The organism is Shimia sagamensis, from assembly GCF_900182745.1.
Classification (GTDB): domain Bacteria; phylum Pseudomonadota; class Alphaproteobacteria; order Rhodobacterales; family Rhodobacteraceae; genus Shimia; species Shimia sagamensis.
In genome coordinates, this window is record NZ_FXTY01000001.1 from 289,791 (window position 1) to 309,387 (window position 19,597).

16 protein-coding genes are annotated in these 19,597 nt (G+C 58.2%); 6 read left to right on the forward strand and 10 right to left on the reverse strand.

What is annotated here, in order from left to right; all coding sequences use genetic code 11:
* The first annotated feature begins 28 nt into the window (after positions 1 to 28).
* The gene (locus QOL67_RS01320; RefSeq protein WP_283424135.1) at positions 29 to 1,381 is read left to right on the forward strand and encodes an aminotransferase class III-fold pyridoxal phosphate-dependent enzyme; all 1,353 of its coding nucleotides are present in this window, start codon (positions 29 to 31) and stop codon (positions 1,379 to 1,381) included.
* Between the two features lie 252 nt (positions 1,382 to 1,633).
* Complete coding sequence (locus QOL67_RS01325) at positions 1,634 to 3,367, forward strand: SulP family inorganic anion transporter (RefSeq protein ID WP_283424136.1); 1,734 nt, start codon at positions 1,634 to 1,636, stop codon at positions 3,365 to 3,367.
* Here the strand turns inward: QOL67_RS01325 and QOL67_RS01330 are convergent.
* From QOL67_RS01330 to QOL67_RS01345, 4 genes are read right to left on the reverse strand one after another with little or no spacing between them, the layout of a single operon-like run.
* On the reverse strand, positions 3,364 to 4,290 hold the full coding sequence (locus tag QOL67_RS01330) for a metal ABC transporter permease (RefSeq protein ID WP_283424137.1): 927 nt from the start codon (positions 4,288 to 4,290) through the stop codon (positions 3,364 to 3,366). The two genes, QOL67_RS01325 and QOL67_RS01330, sit on opposite strands and share 4 nt — an antisense overlap.
* A complete protein-coding gene (locus tag QOL67_RS01335; RefSeq protein WP_283424138.1) occupies positions 4,287 to 5,492 on the reverse strand; it encodes a metal ABC transporter permease in 1,206 nt (401 codons plus the stop codon). The genes QOL67_RS01330 and QOL67_RS01335 overlap by 4 nt, the downstream gene beginning before the upstream one ends.
* A gap of 3 nt (positions 5,493 to 5,495) precedes the next feature.
* Positions 5,496 to 6,299: a metal ABC transporter ATP-binding protein gene (locus tag QOL67_RS01340; protein WP_283424139.1), complete on the reverse strand. Its 804-nt coding sequence runs from the start codon at positions 6,297 to 6,299 to the stop codon at positions 5,496 to 5,498.
* An 11-nt stretch (positions 6,300 to 6,310) separates the two neighbouring features.
* Positions 6,311 to 7,273, reverse strand: a complete 963-nt coding sequence (locus QOL67_RS01345; protein WP_283424140.1) for a metal ABC transporter solute-binding protein, Zn/Mn family — start codon at positions 7,271 to 7,273, stop codon at positions 6,311 to 6,313.
* Between the two features lie 189 nt (positions 7,274 to 7,462).
* On the opposite strand from QOL67_RS01345, the gene deoC reads away from it, so the two are divergent.
* From deoC to QOL67_RS01360, 3 genes are read left to right on the forward strand one after another with little or no spacing between them, the layout of a single operon-like run.
* Positions 7,463 to 8,455, forward strand: coding sequence for a deoxyribose-phosphate aldolase (gene deoC, locus QOL67_RS01350; protein ID WP_283424141.1), 993 nt, complete (start codon positions 7,463 to 7,465; stop codon positions 8,453 to 8,455).
* A gap of 10 nt (positions 8,456 to 8,465) precedes the next feature.
* Positions 8,466 to 8,759 carry a hypothetical protein gene (locus tag QOL67_RS01355; protein ID WP_283424142.1) on the forward strand — a complete coding sequence of 98 codons (294 nt, stop codon included), beginning with the start codon at positions 8,466 to 8,468 and terminating at the stop codon, positions 8,757 to 8,759.
* A gap of 11 nt (positions 8,760 to 8,770) precedes the next feature.
* Entirely contained in the window at positions 8,771 to 11,116 is a 2,346-nt protein-coding gene (locus QOL67_RS01360) for an aldehyde dehydrogenase family protein (protein ID WP_283424143.1), read from the forward strand.
* A gap of 75 nt (positions 11,117 to 11,191) precedes the next feature.
* Here the strand turns inward: QOL67_RS01360 and QOL67_RS01365 are convergent, their stop codons facing one another.
* From QOL67_RS01365 to QOL67_RS01375, 3 genes are all read right to left on the reverse strand, one after another.
* The gene (locus QOL67_RS01365) at positions 11,192 to 12,781 is read right to left on the reverse strand and encodes a methyl-accepting chemotaxis protein (protein ID WP_283424144.1); all 1,590 of its coding nucleotides are present in this window, start codon (positions 12,779 to 12,781) and stop codon (positions 11,192 to 11,194) included.
* A complete protein-coding gene (locus tag QOL67_RS01370) occupies positions 12,778 to 13,089 on the reverse strand; it encodes a hypothetical protein (RefSeq protein ID WP_283424145.1) in 312 nt (103 codons plus the stop codon). Before QOL67_RS01370 ends, QOL67_RS01365 begins: the two co-directional genes overlap by 4 nt.
* A gap of 173 nt (positions 13,090 to 13,262) precedes the next feature.
* Positions 13,263 to 13,916, reverse strand: coding sequence for a peroxiredoxin (locus QOL67_RS01375; protein WP_283424146.1), 654 nt, complete (start codon positions 13,914 to 13,916; stop codon positions 13,263 to 13,265).
* A 259-nt stretch (positions 13,917 to 14,175) separates the two neighbouring features.
* On the opposite strand from QOL67_RS01375, the gene QOL67_RS01380 reads away from it, so the two are divergent.
* The gene (locus QOL67_RS01380) at positions 14,176 to 15,603 is read left to right on the forward strand and encodes an aldehyde dehydrogenase family protein (protein ID WP_283424147.1); all 1,428 of its coding nucleotides are present in this window, start codon (positions 14,176 to 14,178) and stop codon (positions 15,601 to 15,603) included.
* A gap of 62 nt (positions 15,604 to 15,665) precedes the next feature.
* On the opposite strand, the gene QOL67_RS01385 is transcribed toward QOL67_RS01380, so the two are convergent.
* From QOL67_RS01385 to QOL67_RS01395, 3 genes are all read right to left on the reverse strand, one after another.
* Positions 15,666 to 16,985, reverse strand: coding sequence for a DEAD/DEAH box helicase (locus QOL67_RS01385; RefSeq protein WP_283424755.1), 1,320 nt, complete (start codon positions 16,983 to 16,985; stop codon positions 15,666 to 15,668).
* Between the two features lie 356 nt (positions 16,986 to 17,341).
* Positions 17,342 to 18,679, reverse strand: a complete 1,338-nt coding sequence (locus QOL67_RS01390) for an ABC transporter permease (RefSeq protein WP_283424148.1) — start codon at positions 18,677 to 18,679, stop codon at positions 17,342 to 17,344.
* A gap of 1 nt (position 18,680) precedes the next feature.
* Complete coding sequence (locus tag QOL67_RS01395) at positions 18,681 to 19,487, reverse strand: ABC transporter ATP-binding protein (RefSeq protein WP_283424149.1); 807 nt, start codon at positions 19,485 to 19,487, stop codon at positions 18,681 to 18,683.
* Positions 19,488 to 19,597: the final 110 nt, after the last annotated feature.

The following is a 19,597-nucleotide window of genomic DNA, read 5'->3' on the forward strand; positions in this document are numbered from 1 at the left end:
TCACCCCTGCACCCAAGGGAGCACAGCCATGAAAGACGACAACTTCCTGACGGAAAACAACGCCCGCCACCTCTGGCACCCAATGGGCGCACCAGCGGACAGCCACAGCACCCCGCCCAAGATCATCAAGGGCGCCGAAGGGGTGAACATCACTGACATCGACGGCCATGCCACCGTGGACGCCGTGGGCGGCTTGTGGTGCGTGAACCTCGGCTATTCCAACGACGTGGTGAAAGAGGCCATCGCCAAACAGCTCTACGATCTGCCGTATTACTCCGCTTTTGCCGGCACCTCGAACCCACCGGCGATCGAAGCCTCCTATGCGGTGCGCGAATTCTTCGCCGAGGACGGCATGTCGCGTGTGTTCTTCACCTCCGGTGGCTCCGACTCCGTGGAAACCGCCCTGCGTCTGTCCCGCCAGTACCACCGTCTGCGCGGCGAGCCGACCCGCACCAAATTCATCAGCCTCAAAAAAGGCTACCACGGCACCCACTTTGGCGGTGCAAGCGTGAACGGCAACAACCGCTTCCGCATCAACTACGAACCGCTGCTGCCCGGTTGTTTCCACCTGCCGTCGCCTTACCCTTATCGCAACCCGTTCAACGAAAGCGACCCGGCCCAGTTGGCGCAAAACATCGCCGCCGCTTTTGAGGACGAGATTGCCTTCCAGGACCCCAAGACCATCGCGGCCTTCATCATGGAGCCGATCCAGGGCGCGGGCGGCGTGATTGTGCCGGACGCCTCCTTCATGAAGCTGATGCGCGAAATTTGTGACCGCCACGGCATCTTGCTGATTTCAGATGAAGTCATCACCGGCTTTGGCCGCACCGGCGACTGGTCCGGCGCGCGGCACTGGGGCGTGCAGCCCGACATGATGACCACCGCCAAAGGCATCACCTCCGGCTATTTCCCGGTGGGTGCCTGCATGGTTGGCGACAAAGTGGCCGACGTGTTTGAAAACGATCAAACCGGCGAAGCGGCCATCTACCACGGCTACACCTACTCCGCCCATCCGGTAGGCTCCGCCGCCGTGATCGCTACGCTGGCCGAGACCACCCGTCTGGACCTGAAAACCAACGCCGCCGCCCGTGGCACGCAGTTGTTTGAAGGTGTGCAGAAGCTCGCTGAGAAATACGACATCATCGGTGACGTGCGTGGCGGCCACGGCCTGATGACTGGCATTGAACTGGTCTCTGACAAAGCCGCCAAAACCCCGATGGACATGGCCACCATGAAAAAGATCCACGAGGCCACCTATCAGGCAGGCTCCATGGTCCGCCTTGGCGCGCACAACGTGCTGATGTCCCCACCGCTGACCATTTCCGAGGGTGAGGTCAACACCATCCTCTCCGCTTTGGACACCGGTTTCGCGGCCGCTTAAAACCTTCTGCGGCTCGGGGCACATCGCTCCGGGCCGTCTGCAAAGAATGTGCGTTAACCTGACGGGGGCGTCAATTTTTGCACCTCCGCAAAACAGTCGCGATACCGACGTCATACCGATGCCCCAATTCGGCACACTGGGCTGCGTTAACCTTTGAGGCCGCACCAAATTTCCAACAAGTTTTCCTGTAAGGGTTTTCTTATTCCATTTTTGGAATATATAGAGCGCACCCGCGACTCTCATGAGGCCCCAATGCCGCAACCGCTCAAGCGTTACTTCCCCATCCTTCAATGGGCAAAAACCTATGACCGTCAGATACTTGGAGCCGATCTTATGGCCGCCGTGATCGTGACAATCATGCTGATTCCGCAGTCCTTGGCCTACGCCCTGCTTGCCGGTCTGCCCCCCGAAGTTGGCCTTTATGCCTCCATCCTGCCTCTGGTCGCCTACGCCATCTTCGGCACCTCCCGTGTGCTCGCCGTCGGCCCCGTCGCCGTGGTTTCCCTCATGACCGCCGCCGCCCTCGGAAACCTCGCTTTGCAAGGCACCACAGAGTACCTGATTGCGGCGATTACATTGGCCTTCATGTCCGGTGTTATGCTCACCCTGATGGGCCTCTTACGCCTTGGATTCCTTGCCAATTTCCTGTCCCATCCGGTGATCGCAGGCTTCATCACCGCCTCCGGAATTCTGATCGCCACAAGCCAATTGAAACACATCCTCGGCATCACCGCACACGGCCACACACTGCCCGAATTGCTCACCTCTTTGATGGCCCATTTGCCCGAAACCAACCTCTACACAGTGACCCTCGGCGCCACCGCCTTGGCCTTCTTGTTCTGGACCCGCAAAGGTCTCAAACCGTTCCTGCTCAAACTCGGCGTCACCCCACGCCTTGCTGACGTGATCACCAAAGCTGGTCCCGTCGCCGCTGTCGCCGCCACCACACTGTCTGCCTATACCTTTGATCTTGCTGAGAAAGGTGTGGCAATTGTGGGCACCGTCCCCACTGGTCTGCCCCCACTTTCGGCACCCAGTTTCTCGCCAGATCTCTGGTCCCAACTCTTCCTCGCCGCGCTCCTGATTTCCATCATCGGCTTTGTCGAAAGCGTCTCTGTGGCGCAGACCCTCGCCGCCAAACGCCGCCAACGCATCGACCCAGATCAGGAGCTTATCGGCCTTGGCACCTCCAACATTGCCTCTGCTATTTCAGGGGGTTACCCAGTCACCGGCGGTTTCGCCCGCTCGGTTGTGAACTTTGACGCAGGCGCGCAAACCCCCGCCGCCGGTGCCTTCACTGCCATTGGCATCGCCGGTGCCGCGCTCTTCCTCACGCCCCTGCTGTTCTTCCTGCCCAAAGCCACGCTGGCTGCCACCATCATCGTTGCCGTGTTGAGTCTCGTGGACCTCTCAATCCTGCGTCACGCTTGGGGCTATTCCCGCGTTGATTTTGCCGCTGTCGCCACCACCATTGCACTCACCTTGGGCCTCGGTGTGGAGGTCGGTGTCAGCGCCGGTGTGATCCTTTCCATCGCGTTGCATCTCTACAAAACCAGCCGTCCCCATGTGGCCGAGGTCGGCCTTGTGCCCGGTACACAGCACTTCCGTAACATCCTACGACACAAGGTAAAAACTGCCCCACACTTGGTGACACTACGCATTGACGAAAGCCTGTATTTCGCCAACGCACGTTTTTTGGAAGACTACGTTTATGACCGCGTGGTCTGTGACCAACCAATCACCGATGTGGTGCTCATGGCCTCGGCTGTGAACGAGATCGACATGAGTGCGTTGGAGAGCCTTGAGGCGATCAACAGCCGCCTCAAAGAGCTCAACATTCGTCTGCATTTTTCCGAAGTCAAAGGCCCTGTCATGGACCGCCTCAAACGTAGCCATTTCCTGGATGACCTGAACGGTGAAATCTTCCTCGCGCAATACGATGCGTGGACGAAGCTCAGCAATTCAGACACCAGCCAAGCGGCCTAAACCGCTGGCGCCCCGCTGCGATGCCTGTGGGGAGCAAAACACGCTGCCAACGCAAGGATAAGTCCGGACACCGTGGCGATCATGCCCGCCGCGCTGACCGCATTATCAAAGCCCAACCACAACGGCCCGTAGCCCGCAAAGACATAACCCAGAACCGCGGAAAGCACCGCAAAAACAACGCTCCACGCCACTTGATGCTCCAATCGATTGGTCATCAACCGCGCGGCGGCTGGCGGGCAAATGAACATCGCAATCACAATGATCGAGCCGACCGCATCAAACGCCGCCACCGCCGCCAAAGCAGCCACCATCACCAGCGCCACCCCCAAACGATTGGTTGCAATCCCCACAGCTTGCGCAAAGCTCTCGTCAAACGTCGACACCACCAAAGGCCGCCAGAACAACGACAAGAAGCCGATCACCCCAATCAAAGCGATGACAACACGTCCCAATTCAGGTGGCAGCCCAGCCAATGCCAATGGATCAAGCAAACTTGACCAGCCCACCGCGTCAAGCCAGATCAGGCTTTCCAGATTGCCATAAAGCGCGTGCTCCACATCCAGGTGCACAGACGAGGTATCACTTTGTTCCAAAAGCAAAACACCGGCTGCAAACAACGTGGTAAACGTCAGGCCCATCGCCGCACCCGGCTCGATATTGCCCAGCCGTCGAATGGCTTCGATCATTACCACGGACACCAACGCGGCCCCCGCTGCGCCCAACATCATTGGCGCAGCTGCCACCACGCCGGTGATCAAAAACGCCACAACAATGCCTGGCAACACCACGTGAGAAATTGCGTCGCCAATCAGGGCCTGTTTGCGCAACACAAGGAAGTTGCCCGGCAAAGCGCAAGCCACGGCCGCCAAGACGCCAATCAGCATCGGTGTCAACGACAGAGGGACAAATTCTTCACCGCTCATGATGTCACCCCCTGCGGCCCGCCAATGCGTTGATCAATCTCGGAAATCTGATCACCAGTCAGAACAGTCTCGATATCACGCAGCCCGTCATAGAGCGCCGCCGCGCTCTCAAACGCCTGATCCGCCCGCACCAACTCCCAGCGCTTCTCGTCCCGCAACGCTTTGGCCGCCCGTGCGCGCCCATCGTCTGTTGGCACGCCATCTGCATGCGCCAAACCTGCGCGCTTCAACAACCGCACCGTGAAGGCTTCATAAATCGGCTGTCCTTGTGCCAAAGCCAGCAATCCCTGACGCATATGCACCCGCCGCTGAAACCGCACATGTCGCAGGTAAACTGCCAGCACACCACGATTAGGCGCCAGCAACAGCGACAAAATAAACAAACCAAAACTCGACAATACAATGATTGGTCCGGTGGGCATCGCGGGCGCCACAGCGGACAGAGAGGCGCCAACCCAAGCTGCCAAGCCGCCACAAAGCCCTGAAATCAAAACCATATGATCGGTGCGCTCAGTCCAGAACCGGGCGGTGACAGGCGGAATGATCAACATGGCGACAATCAGGATCAGCCCTACAACTTTCAGGCCAATCACGGTGACCGCCAGCGCCAGTGCCATAATCGCAAGGTCCATCCGGCCCACATTCACGCCCCGCGACGCAGCGTATTCCGGATCAAAAGCCAGCAATGTCATCGGTCGCCGCAGGATCAAAACCGCCAGTAAGGTCAACGCCCCACCACCGGCAATCACCAGCGCGTCATTGAACAACATACCTGCCGTAGAGCCCAGCAAGAAGCCCTCTAGGCCCGCCGCACGTCCCGCCCCCATGGTTTGGATCACCGTCAGCAACACAATGCCAAAGCCAAAGAACACCGACAAAACCGCCCCAATCGCCGCGTCCTCAGACAGGCGCGTAAACCGCGTCAGCCAGCTCACGCAAAGCAGCCCAATCCAGGACGAGACCGCAGCGCCAAGCAGCAATCCGGGCAGCGCTCGCCCATCGCCGCCAAGCATGACCATCAACATAAAGGCAATGCCAACACCGGGCAGGGTCGCATGGCTGATGGCATCGCTCACCAATGCGCGTTTGCGCAGGTACAGAAACGTCCCGGTCACACCTGCCGCAATGCCCAGCAAGGTCGCACCAATAGTTACCAGCGTGGCGTTATAGCCAAGCTGCAAAGTCAACGCAGTCCAAAACATCTGTTAGCCCGCCAGCTCCAGCTGGTCGATCTGGCCTGTTGCCAACCGCCCGCCGTAAGTCTGGTTCAACATGTCTGGCGTAAACGCCTCGTCCACCGCGCCTTCGGCTACCTTGCGTGTGTTGATCAGGAATACCCGATCAAAATAGCTGCGCACGGTGGTCAGGTCGTGGTGCACAGCAACAACGGTTTTGCCTTCTGAACGCAAGGATTTCAGCACATCAATGATGGCTTTTTCGGTTGCGGCATCCACACCGGCAAACGGTTCATCCAACAAATAGAGATCCGCCTCCTGCGCCAACGCCCGTGCAAGGAACACACGTTGCTGCTGGCCTCCGGACAGTTGCCCAATCTGACGATCGGCAAAATCGGTCATGCCCACACGTTCCAAACAGGCGCGGGCTTTTTCCATATGCTGCGGACGAATGCGGCGCAGCAGGCCCAGTTCGCGATATAGACCCATCAGCACCACATCAATCACCCGGGTTGGGAAATCCCAATCCACGCTGGCGCGCTGCGGTACATAAGCAATGCGGTGCCGCGCAGCTTTCAATGGCTTACCAAAAACCAGAGCCTGGCCAGCCAATGGCGAAACAATGCCCAGCGCGGCTTTCAACAGCGTCGATTTACCGGCGCCGTTTGGGCCAATAATCGCGGTCATCGAGCCTTCTTCAACCGTCATGTCCACCGAGAACACCACCGGTTTCTGCCCATAAGACACCGTCAAGCCTCGGATCGCCAACGGGCTTTCGGTTGGGATCTCCGCCTTGGGCGCTGCGCCCATATTTGCTGCCAGTTCTAGGCTCATAGCTTTAATCCTTACGATCCCGCAGACAGGCGGCTGTTCATGCCACGCGCGGGCACATTCCCGCCCAGCGCGTCAGCAATGACTGTGATGTTGTGATCAATCATACCGACATAGGTGCCTTCATAAGTGCCATCCGGCCCCATCGCATCAGAGTACAGCTCGCCACCAATAGACACATCGTGGCCTTTTGCCGCCGCGCCCTCAACCAGTGCCCGCACGGTGCGATCTGACACGGAGCTTTCGACAAACACCGCCTTGATGTCGCGCTCGATCAATGTGTCGACCAATTCGCTGATCCGGTTGAGGCCTGCCTCACTGTTGGTGGAAATGCCCTGTACGCCCAATACGGAGAAGCCATACGCCGCGCCAAAATACCCAAACGCATCATGCGCAGTGAGCAAAGTTCGTGCCCCATCGGGTACCGAGGTCAGCGCGGTCTCCGCGTAGTCTGACAAGTCAGACAGCTCCGCCAGAAACGTCTCAGCATTGGCCACAAACCGCGCTTCACCCTCTGGCTGCGCATCGATCAACGCATCACGAATGCGCTCGGTCACAAACACCCACAACCGGGGATCCATCCACACATGTGGGTCAAATTTGTCGGCGTATTGATCATGCCCATTCAGCAACTCGACTGGCAATGTATCCGTCACCGCAACCACGGTGCCGCGCTTCTCCAGCTTGTGCATAAAGTCTTCCATCTGCGCTTCGAGATAAAGCCCATGCCACAAAACCAGATCCGCCTTGGTCAGCGCCACAATATCCGTACGCGTCTGGCGATAGGCGTGTGGATCAACACCCGGCCCCATCAAGCCCTTCACCTCAACCGCATCACCGCCAATGCGGCGCGCTGTGTCTGCGATCATGCCGGTGGTGGCGACTACCTGCATTTTCCCACCTGCAAAAGCAGGTGTTGCGCTAGCCAAACTGGCAGCGGTCGTTGCCACAATAAAATCTCGACGAGAGAATCGCATAGTGCATCCGTCCATTGGTTTCAGTTGATTATGAGAACCATTCTCAAGAGTGTCAACGCAATTGCGACTTATTCTCATCTTTTTGTTGACCAAATGATCAAAAAAGAACAACTGATGTCGTTCTGCGACTTGCCAAAGCCCTAGTTTCTGAGGCATTTTGATCCCTGTTTTCCGCAACAGGATGGACCGATGCAAACGCCCACCATTACCGCCGAAGGGCATCAACTGCCCACCGCGCTGGAACCGCGCAATCCCGGCATGGCGCTGGACCTTGATTGGGTTCGCACCGCGCAGGCCAACACGTCGGCCATCGAACGCCGCGCCAAGACCTTGCCGGGTCGCCGCTCAGTTAAGAAGGACTATCAGGCCGCCTGGCTGTGTAAAGCGATCTCCCTGATCGACCTGACCACCCTGTCCGGCGATGACAGCGAAGGCCGTGTCGCGCGCCTCTGCGCCAAGGCCAAACAGCCGGTGCGCGCTGACATCCTGGACGCTTTGGGCATGCAAGGCCTGACCACCGGCGCGGTCTGCGTCTATCACGACATGATCGATACTGCTGTGTCGTCTTTGAAGGGCACAGGCATTCCCGTGGCGGCTGTGTCCACCGGCTTCCCTGCTGGCCTGTCGCCGTACCACCTGCGCATCGCCGAGATTGGTGAAAGCGTGAAAGCCGGTGCCGAAGAAATCGACATCGTCATCACCCGCCGCCACGTGCTGCAAGGCAATTGGCAGGCGCTCTATGATGAGATGAAAGAGATGCGCGAAGCCTGCGGCGACGCGCATGTGAAAGCCATCTTGGCCACCGGCGAACTCGGCACTCTTCGCAACGTCGCGCGCGCCTCACTGGTCTGTATGATGGCCGGTGCTGACTTCATCAAGACCTCCACCGGCAAGGAAAGCGTGAACGCCACATTGCCCGTGAGCCTCGTGATGATCCGCGCCATCCGCGACTATTATGACCGCACCGGTTTCCGGGTGGGCTACAAACCCGCAGGCGGCATCTCCAAAGCCAAAGATTCTCTGGTCTATCTCTCACTCATCAAAGACGAGCTGGGCGACCGCTGGCTGCAACCGGATCTCTTCCGCTTTGGCGCGTCCTCGCTGCTGGGCGACATCGAACGCCAGCTCGAACATCATGTTACCGGCCAGTATTCGGCCAACCACCGCCACGCGATGGCGTAAGGACAGAGCCGTGATCGCAGCCCCAGACACCGCCGCCCCCATCCCGGATCAGCACCTTCTGCGTATGAAGGTCTGGTCCCAAAGGACGTGGGTCGCCCGTTGCGACGAGCACCTGTCTGGCGGCCATTTGGAGGCACGGCTTGCGGATTTCCTGCAAGAGGCCTTCGAATACGCGCATACACAGCCGGACCTTCTCGACAAAACCACCGCCCAAATTGCCGAAGCTGTCATGGCCGGCATTTTGCACAGCGAAACAGTGCCAGCCGAAGACCTTCAGGCCGCGCTTCACAAGATAACCTCGTAAGGGGAAGACAAATGACCGTTAAAGAGATTTTTGACACCATGGACTACGGCCCCGCCCCCGAAAGCGCCGCAGATGCGCTGGCCTGGATTGTCGATCAAGGCGCAGCCTTTGGCCATTTCATCGACGGCGACTGGACCACACCGCGCAAGGACTTCCAGTCCAAGAACCCCGCCAATGGCGAGACCCTGGCCGACCTGACCCAGGCGTCACAAGACGAAATCAATACCGCTGTGAAAGCCGCGCGTAAGGCCCAAGCCAAATGGGAAGGTCTCGGCGGTCACGGCCGTGCCAAATACCTCTACGCCATTGCGCGCCTGCTGCAAAAACACAGCCGCCTGTTTGCGGTGCTGGAAACGCTGGACAACGGCAAACCGATCCGTGAAAGCCGCGACATCGACATCCCGCTGGTGCAGCGCCACTTCTACTATCACGCGGGCATGGCACAGCTCATGGACGCGGAACTGCCCAACGCGCAAGCGCTGGGTGTCTGTGGCCAAATCATCCCATGGAACTTCCCGCTGCTGATGCTGGCCTGGAAAGTTGCGCCCGCGCTGGCAATGGGCAACACCGTGGTATTGAAGCCCGCCGAGTATACCTCCCTGACCGCGATGGCTTTTGCTGACATCTGTCAGCAAGCGGGACTGCCTGCCGGTGTGGTGAACATCGTCACCGGCAACGGAGCCGTGGGTGAGATGATCACCACGCATGAGGACATCAACAAGGTCGCCTTCACCGGCTCCACAGACGTCGGCAAACGCATCCGCGAGGCCACCGCAGGCTCCGGCAAGTCTCTCACGTTGGAACTGGGCGGCAAATCGCCCTACATCGTCTTTGAAGATGCCGACATCGACTCTGCCATCGAAGGTCTGGTTGACGCCATCTGGTTCAACCAGGGCCAGGTCTGCTGTGCTGGATCTCGTCTCCTGGTGCAGGAAGGGATTGCCGAAACTTTCTATCGCAAGCTCAAAGCCCGCATGGACGGTCTGCGTATTGGCAACCCACTGGACAAATGCATCGACGTTGGCGCGATTGTCGACCCGGTTCAGTTGCAAACCATCACCGACATGGTCGCAGACAACACCGACGGCGAAACCTACCATGCGCCCATCGACATGCCCGTCGAGGGCTGTTTCTACCCGCCCACATTGATCACCGGCCTCGCGCCGTCTTCCAAATTGATGCAGGAAGAGATCTTTGGCCCGGTACTGGTCTCCACCACCTTCCGCACGCCTTCCGAGGCCGTCGCGCTGGCCAACAACACCCGCTACGGCCTGGCTGCGACGCTCTGGACCGAAAACGTAAACCTCGCGCTCGACATCGCGCCCAAGCTTGTGGCCGGCGTGGTCTGGGTCAACGCCACCAACTTGTTTGACGCGGCCGCCGGCTTTGGTGGCGTACGCGAAAGCGGTTATGGCCGCGAAGGCGGTTGGGAAGGTCTGGCGGCCTACACCAAACCCAAAGGCTCCCCCAAGGCGCTAAAGCTTGTCGAAGCCTTCGCTGGTGGAAAAGGCCCGACCGATCCGCTGGACCGCACACCAAAACTCTACGTGGGTGGAAAGCAGGCCCGCCCGGATGGCGGCTACAGCCAAAACATCTACGGCAAATCCGGTGCACTTCTGGGCCAAGCCCCGATTGCCAACCGCAAAGACGTGCGCAACGCGGTTGAGGCCGCTCATGCCGCCAAAGGCTGGTCTGGAACCACAGGTCACCTACGCGCGCAAATTCTCTACTACATTGCGGAAAATCTCTCTGCCCGCAAAGACGAACTTGCCACACGCGTGAATCTTCTGACCGGCGGGAAGACCGGCGCGGCAGAGGTCGAAATCTCAATCCGCCGCCTCTTCACCTACGCTGCCTGGGCCGACAAATACGATGGTCAGGCGCATGGCGTGCCCATTCGTGGCGTCGCGCTGGCCATGAAAGAACCAGTGGGTGTGATTGGTGCGCTTTGTACGGACGATGCGCCGCTCCTGGGCCTGATCTCCGCGATGGCGCCGGCAATTGCCATGGGCAACCGCACGGTTCTGGTGGCCTCAGAAGCCTTCCCGTTGGCCGCCACCGATTTCTATCAGGTGCTGGACACCTCCGACGTGCCTGGTGGCGTGGTCAACATCCTCACTGGCTCCCACGCCGAGCTCGCAGGACCGTTGGCCAGCCACTTGGATGTGGACGCGGTCTGGTCTTTCTCGTCAACAGATGTCTCAGCCGAGATCGAACGCGCGAGCGCGGGCAACCTCAAGCGCACTTGGGTCAACAACGGTTTGGCGCGCGACTGGATGGGAGCAGAGGGCGAGGGCCGAACGTTCTTGCAGGCGGCCACTGAAGTCAAAAACATCTGGGTGCCTTACGGCGAGTAAGCCACAAACACTCAAACAAAACAAAAGCGCCGGTGAACTCTCACCGGCGCTTTTCATTTGGGCTCAGTCAATTCGTTAGGCGGCAGCCCACCGATCATCGTCACCGTCTTCATCAAACATCTCTACGTCGCCAGTTTCCGCGGTTGTGGCCGCGACACTAAATCCGCCAAGCACATCTACCAGCCGGTCGACAGCTCGATCGAGGCTAGAAGTGGCAGCCGAGGCCTCTTCCGCCCGCGCGGCATTGGCCTGCGTTGCACCGCCAATGGTCTGCATGCTGCCTCGGATCTGCTCAACCGACTGCGCCTGCACGCTGGACACATCCGAGATTTCAGCCACATTACCCGACACTTGGTTCACATCGCCAAGGATCGCCTCAAGCGCATCACCAACCTGACGCACCAGCGCCACCCCATTGGTCACATGCCCGTTGCTCTCGGAAATTAGTGCGTTGATATTCTGAGCCGCTTCCGCTGAACGATGCGCCAGTTCCCGCACCTCAGAGGCCACAATCGCAAACCCAGCGCCCGCTTCACCGGCCCGTGCCGCTTCCACACCAGCGTTCAACGCCAACAAGTTGGTTTGAAAGGCAATATCCTCAATCAAAGTCACAACATGATCAATCTGCGACGAAGACGCCTCGATCTCATCCATAGTGCTCACGGCCTGACGCACCACTTCCGCACCGTTGCTGGTCATGCTGCGGGTGTTGTCAAACCGCTCCTGTGTGGATTTTGCTTTCTCCACCGCGCCGTTCATGGCATCGGCAATCTGCTCCACCGCATCGGTCACACCTTGCAACGCACTCGCCTGTTTCTCGGTGCTATGTGCCACACTGTTGGACACTTCAGCCAACTCTCGGCTGTCCACCTCAATCTGACTGGACACAGAAGTCACGGACGTGATGATCCCGCTCAGTGAAGACACCGCATCATTGAAGCTCTTGCGCAGTGCTTCATAGCTCTTGTCAAACGTATGGTTGATAGTGGCATCCAAATTGCCGCCCGCAATGCGAGTGAGACGCTCATGCAGCGTGCTCACCACCTCAGCCTGCGCCTGTTGACGCCCCTCGATGCGGGTCTTTTCGGCCTTCAGTGCTTCCATGGTTTCAGACAACACCGCTTGCTCTTTGTTGCGCTCGTTCATCTGGCGCAGCGTGGTCATGACTGAGGTCAGCAAAATGCCAGTTTCGGCAATCACAACAACCGCATGCAGCACGGTGCGTCCAATGTTTTCCATCAGATCCACAGACGGGTACACCATCGCTGGCCAAAAGAAAGTCAGCACCAAATGGTGCACAGCGGTCACGCCAGCGCCCACCAAAAGCGATGCAGGACAGGTCATCAGAGTCAGCATCGCCAGCGCAGCAAAGAACACCATGTGCACATCCAACTGCCACGCATGTCCGGCCATTGCTGCCAAGATCACAGCGATCTGCCCGATCACCGCCACGGTCACACTCAATCGCGCCGCCAGATTGCCGCCCAGCCGGAACGCGTAGAACGCCAGCGCCGCAAAAACGCCTGCGGACATACCAATCATCACAACTTGACCGCCCCGCATAAAGGCAATCGCCGCCGCGGTAGCGCCCAATACGGCTGCCACAATGGCCAAAACTTTCACGCCCGTCTGACGGGCCTTTGTTAATTTCAGATCATCAGTCATGTTGTCTCACCACACAGCCAGGCCAGCGCTTCGCCGTCCAAAATGGCCCATGCTCCGTTCCGTTTCAGTCTCTGTTCAAATGCGTCGTCTTCTGACCATCCCATGACCGCAAGCGGGGCGCGTGTTACGCCCACCACTTGGCCGCCAGAGGTTTCAATCAGACCCGTCAGATCTGTCCCAGGACGCGCGACAACCAAAACCGGCCCACCTGTTTTCACGGGGGCGCTGACAATTGCCAAAACCGGGGTCACGGTCAGGCAAAAGACAACAGCGAGAATCGCCGGAAGATATTGCGCGCGTTGGGTCATCCCGCCCTTCTTGCGACAAAACAGTTTCCAGCCGCTTAATTGCCGGAGGCAAATTAGTTTGCACATCAAAATTACTCGAAGTCGGATTGGCGCAGGGCACACGCCAACAAAAAAAAGCGCGCTGGTCGGACCAACGCGCTTTCGACATGTCTTAGAGGGTTAAACTGCCCAGTTTAACCTGGCAGCTTGGTGGTGCGCAGGTATGGGAAGTGGGTGGTGAACTCCCCATATTTGGCTTTTGCATCCGCATCACTTACCGCAACCGGGATCACCACATCGCCACCTGGAGTCCAGTTCGCCGGGGTGGCCACGTTTTCTTTGGAAGCGGTCTGCAAGCCATCCAGCGCCCGCAAAACCTCAGCAAAGTTACGACCAACGTTCATTGGGTAAGTCATCGACAGCTTCAGCTGTTTGTCCGGACCAATGATGAAAACGGAGCGCACAGTGGCGCTGTCCGCAGGCGTGCGACCATCCGGCAGATAGGCTTCCGCCGGCAGCATGTCGAAGGCTTTGGACACAGCCAGACCATCGTCGGCAATGATCGGGAAACCGGCACCAGTGCCCGCATAAGATTCGATGTCTTTCTTCCAGCCCTTGTGGTCTTCCACGCCATCCACGGACACACCAATCACTTTGGTGCCGCGCGCCTGCCACTCTTCTGCGAGCTGCGCGACTGCACCAAACTCCGTGGTGCAAACCGGTGTGAAATCTTTGGGGTGAGAGAACAGAATGGCCCAGCTGTCACCAATCCAGTCGTGAAAAGTGATCGTGCCCTGATCCGTCTCGGCGGTGAAATTTGGCACAACATCATTGATTCGCAAGCCCATGGGTATCTCCCTCTCTGTGGGTCGCACATCCCGCCTTGCCAACATCTGGCGAGACAATTCTCGCGGGTAGGGCCGGATGTAAAAACGGTTTTCAGTCGCAAAACGACTGAGGGACAGACTACATCTGTCTTTTTTGAACGCCACCCCTTTACCGGAAGAAATAATTTGATCAAATTACTCGTGACCGCGCGTCGCGCCCACTTGCGGCCCCCAGTTTTGCCGCGCACAGTGATGCCAAGATCGAGAGGGAGTGAATACCATGATCGAGAAACGCCAATTCTACATCAACGGACAATGGGTCAACCCAATTGCCGCCAATGACCTGCCTGTCATTGACCCCGCCACCGAAGACACCTGTGCTGTGATTTCGATCGGCGATCAAGCCGACACAGACGCCGCCGTTGCCGCCGCGCGCGCGGCCTTCCCAGCGTGGGCAGATACGCCTCTGGAAGAGCGTGTGGCCTTGGTCAAAAAGCTCCGTGAGATTTACATGGCCCGCCGCGACGACATGGCCGAGGCCATGCGCTTGGAAATGGGTGCGCCAACCGATCTCGCCAAGAACAACCAATGGGGCGCCGGTGTCTGGCACCTTGATGGCTTCCTTGAGGCGCTGGAAGACTTCGAATTCGAATATGCCATGGGCGCAGACCGCATGCGCAAGGAGCCGATTGGCGTCTGCGCCATGATCACCCCGTGGAACTGGCCAATGAACCAAGTATTCCTGAAGGCCATCCCAGCGCTTCTGGTGGGCTGCACCATGGTGCTTAAACCATCCGAAATCGCCCCGCTGTCCTCCATCGTCTTCACCGAAATGATGGACGAAGCAGGTTTCCCGGCGGGCGTCTTCAACATGGTCAACGGTGATGGCGTTGGCGTCGGTTCCCAGCTGTCCGCGCACCCGGATGTGGACATGGTCAGCTTCACCGGTTCCACCCGCGCAGGCATTGCCATCTCCAAAGCCGCGGCCGACACGCTCAAACGCGTGAGCCTAGAGCTGGGTGGCAAAGGCGCCAACATCATCTTTGCCGACGCCGACGAAAAAGCCGTCAAACGTGGCGTGATCCACTGCATGCAAAACACCGGCCAATCCTGTAACGCCCCAACCCGTATGATGGTTGAAAGCAGCCGCTATGCCGAAGCTGTGGACCAAGCCAAAGCCGCGGCAGACGCCACCCAAGTTGGCGCCACAACGGAAACCGGCCGCCACATCGGTCCGGTGGTTTCCGAGCTGCAATTCAACAAGATCCAGGGCCTGATAGAGACCGGCATCAAAGAAGGTGCGACCTTGGTGTCTGGCGGATTGGGCCGTCCGGAAGGCATGAACAAAGGCTTCTTTGTCCGTCCAACCGTCTTTGCGGATGTGACTCCGGACATGACCATCTACCGCGAGGAAATCTTTGGCCCGGTGCTGGCAATCTCGCCGTTCGAAAGCGAAGAGCAAGCGGTGCAAATGGCCAATGACACGGTCTATGGTCTGACCAACTACATCCAGACACAGGACGATGACAAACGCCTACGCATGGCGCGTCAGGTCCGCTCCGGCATGGTGGAAACCAACGGTGTGTCCCGCATCAATGGCTCACCGTTTGGAGGCTATGGCCAATCCGGCAACGGTCGCGAGGGCGGCACTTGGGGTCTGGAAGAGTTCTGCGAAACCAAATCCATCAGTGGCGTACCAATGGCGTAATTGACGGCCCCATCAAAATAGAAACAGCCGCAGACTCTCGTCCGCGGCTGTTTTTTATTGCCTTAAGCAGCAGACTTCCGCGGCCGGCTGCGCCGGCGACGACCCGCGCCTGGCTTGCCACCGGCGTTCCCGCCCGGCTTGCCACCCGGCTTCCCGCCTGGTTTGCCACCTGCGTTTGCACCTCCACGGCCACGGGATTTCTGCCCTTGACCAGCCGCAGCCCGCGCGTCCCGCGCATATTGCTTGCTGCCTTCAGACGGCTCCCAATCCGGCCGATCAAACTTACGTCCAATCAGCTTTTCGATATCTTTCAGGTAATCCCGCTCATCCGATGCACAGAAGGAAATCGCCTGCCCATCACGCCCGGCCCTCGCGGTGCGGCCGATGCGGTGAACGTAAGACTCAGCCACATTGGGCAGGTCAAAGTTGATCACCAGTGAAATCGCCGGAATATCAATACCCCGTGCCGCCACGTCGGTGGCCACAAGAATAGATATGTCGCCATCACGGAATGCCTTGATAGCGCGATCCCGCTGCCCCTGGCTTTTATTGCCGTGGATCGAGGCCGCATTGAAGCCTTCCGCAACCAGCTGCTTCATCATCCGCTCCGCACCATGTTTGGTACGGGAGAAAATCAGCGTGGTGGCATCTTTGTTTTCCGTCAGAATTTCGCGCAAACGCACGCGCTTCTCGCCTTTTTCATGGAACTCAACCGACTGGGTGATCTTATCCGCAGTTTTGCCGGGAGGGGCACATTCCACCCGTTTCGGGTTGGTCAGGTAGCTTCCGCTCAGCTCGTTCATCTGCTTGGGCATGGTGGCCGAAAACAGCATGGTTTGACGTGGTGTTCCCAGATGCGGCGCAATTTTGCGCAAGCTGTGAATGAAGCCCATGTCGAGCATCTGGTCTGCTTCATCCAGCACCAGATAGCCAACCGTAGACAGGTCAATTTCACGGCGATCCAACAGGTCAATCAACCGACCCGGCGTGGCCACCAGAATATCGCACCCGCGCTTCAGCATGCCAATTTGGCGGTTGATGGATTGCCCACCCACCACGGTCATGACCTTCATCGGCGTACCCTGCACCATCGGGCGCAGGTTTTCAGCAATCTGATTGACCAGTTCACGTGTTGGCGCCAATACCAGCGCCTTGACAGATTTGGGCATCGGACGCCCAGGCGTCGCCAAAAGGCGATCCATCATTGGCAGACCAAAGGCCAGCGATTTGCCGGTGCCGGTCTGTGCCAGCCCCATGATGTCGTGCCCATCCAGCGCCAACGGAATGGCTTTCTCCTGAATCGGAGTTGGTTTGTCAAAACCGGCTTTTTCCAAGCCTTTTAGAATAGTGGGCGACAGGCCCAGCTGCTCGAATGTTGACACAAAATGTCCTTTCACGCCGCGCGCGCCCTCAGCGCCACGCAGCAAAACGTCATCGACCCCGCTTGGGGCCGCAATCGGGTTCGGCAGCACCGCCACGGCACAAATCATTTTGCACACGCCCGGCCTGTCCGTTGGAACCCTGCGTGATGGGAACGAGAGATGTCGCTGATGCGCCAGTCAGGTCTCTTTGGATAAGACAAACCCCGGCGCGGCATGCTCACGCGGCTGCGCAACGACCCGCTCCACATATAGGTCCCGCCGCCAAAGTCAACCTCACAGCAAAAAAGGACCGACGCTTTTGCATCGGTCCTTTTGGTTTTTCTCAAAGCATCCGTGGAGTGCCCCACTCTGTGCGATCAGGCTTTGCCCTTCCACGGCACCAGATATTTCTCGGCCCAGCGCATCATCATATCGATGCCAAAGCCAATGATCCCGATCAGGATGATACCCATCAACACAATGTCGGTGTCCTGAAACTTGGACGCCGCCACAATCATCTTACCAACACCTTTTTCCGCCGCGACAAGTTCCGCCGCCACAACCGTGCCCCAGCAAACCCCCATCGCAACCCGCGCTGCGGTGAAAATCTCTGGCAAAGAGTTGGGAATGATCACATGGCGCAGAATCTGACGCTTGTTGGCTCCAAGCGAGTAAGCCGCATGTACCTTGGTGATATTCACCCCGGACACGCCTGACCGTGCACCAATCGCCATGATCCACAGCGCTGCGAGGAACAGCAGGATAATTTTGCCCTGCTCGCCAATCCCGGCCCAGATAATCACCAGCGGAATCAGTGCCAATGGCGGCACCGGGCGCATAAATTCCACAATTGGATCAAACCAGCCACGGAACCAATTGGACAGGCCCATGGCATAGCCAAGCGGAATGCCAACCGCCGCACCCAACGCAAAACCGACGATCACCCGGAACAACGAATAGCTCAGGTGTTCTGCCAATGTGACGTTCTGATACCCGTCCTGACTCACCGAAATCAGCCGTTTCCACACGCTTTCCGGCGCAGGCAACCAGATATCTTCCATCTGCCAGCCCTTGGAGGGTTCAAAGTTCAATGTGCCTTTGTCGGTCAATGCCACACGGCCAAAACCCACTTGCACATCCGAATCCCGATCAATCGCTTGCCCATCAACAGCAATGATCTTGGCGCCATCCTTGCGGGTCACCTCATCATTGGCATCCCAGCGCAGCAGTTTTGAACGGTAGGCTTGCACAACCAGAGAATCGTTTTTGGCGATACCTTCATTGTCGGCTGCAACCGGTGCCTCGGGTTTTTCACCAGCCTCATGCACCAACACATCGACTGTTGCATCAGCTGTCGCGCCACCTGCGGCTTCCACCGTGTAGGTGAATGACGCCTCCCCCACAAATGGTCCCGGCGCATGTAGGAATTTTGGAAGCAACGATGAGCCGGTGAACGCCCCCCAGATCACAAAGATCAGCACAATCGATATCACCGAGGCCGCTTTGTTGGAGATCACCGCACTTTCGTCCCCAAACGTCACCGTCTTGAGTGATGTGTAGTCTCGTCTGGATGAAAGGCGCTGTTTCACCTGCGTGAACAGGAAAGAAGCCAATAGAATCAGGCCCACGTAGAGGATGACATAGGGCAGTGCGCCAACCACCGAAATCAACAGCGTGATCAGCTCGCCACCAAGGTCTGCAAAAATCTGTCCCATTTTATGCGCTCTCCTCAGTGCGGCCCATGATCTCTTCTTCCATGTTCCAGATCATGTTGAGGATCTCTTCGCGTGTTGGGGCATAGTCGGGATGTTTCTTCACCTCCCGCAAATCCGCGCCCACACCCATATCTGCAAACGGCAGGCGATATTCTTTGTGGATACGTCCTGGCCGCGGTGCCATCACCAACAGCCTTTCGCCCAGCAACAGCGCCTCATCCACCGAGTGGGTGATCAAGATGATGGTTTTGCCGGTCTCTTTCCAAAGCTTGAGCACAAGGCTCTGCATTCTCTCGCGGGTCAGCGCATCCAAGGCACCGAGGGGCTCATCCATGAGGATCACATCCGGGTCATTGGCCAAACACCGGGCCAAAGCAACACGTTGCTGCATCCCGCCGGACAGCTCATAGACCATCTTTTCTTTGAAGTCCTGCAAGCCCACCACATCCAGCAAGTGGTCTACAATCTCGGCACTCTCAGACTTAGGCATACCCTTCATATCCGGGCCAAATCTGACGTTGTCGCGCACCGACATCCACTCAAACAGCGCACCTTGTTGAAACACCATGCCACGCTCGGCATCTGGCCCAAACACTCGGTGCCCGTTCAACACAATCCGCCCTTCCGTGGGCGCTAAAAATCCCGCCACAATATTCAGCAGCGTGGTTTTGCCACAGCCAGATGGCCCCAGCACGCTCAGCAACTCACCCTGTTTGAGATCAAGGCTTACGTCCTTCAGCGCTTGCACATGACTGCCGTTGGGCAAGTCAAAACGCATGGACAGGTTCTGTATGGTTAATCCGGTCATGGTCCCTATCTGACATTGGGCATCGCTTTGGCGACGCACGGCGGTTGGCCCGCCTGTTCTTTGGGAAATATTGAAGACAAAGCCCACACCTCGATGGATGCGGGCTTTGT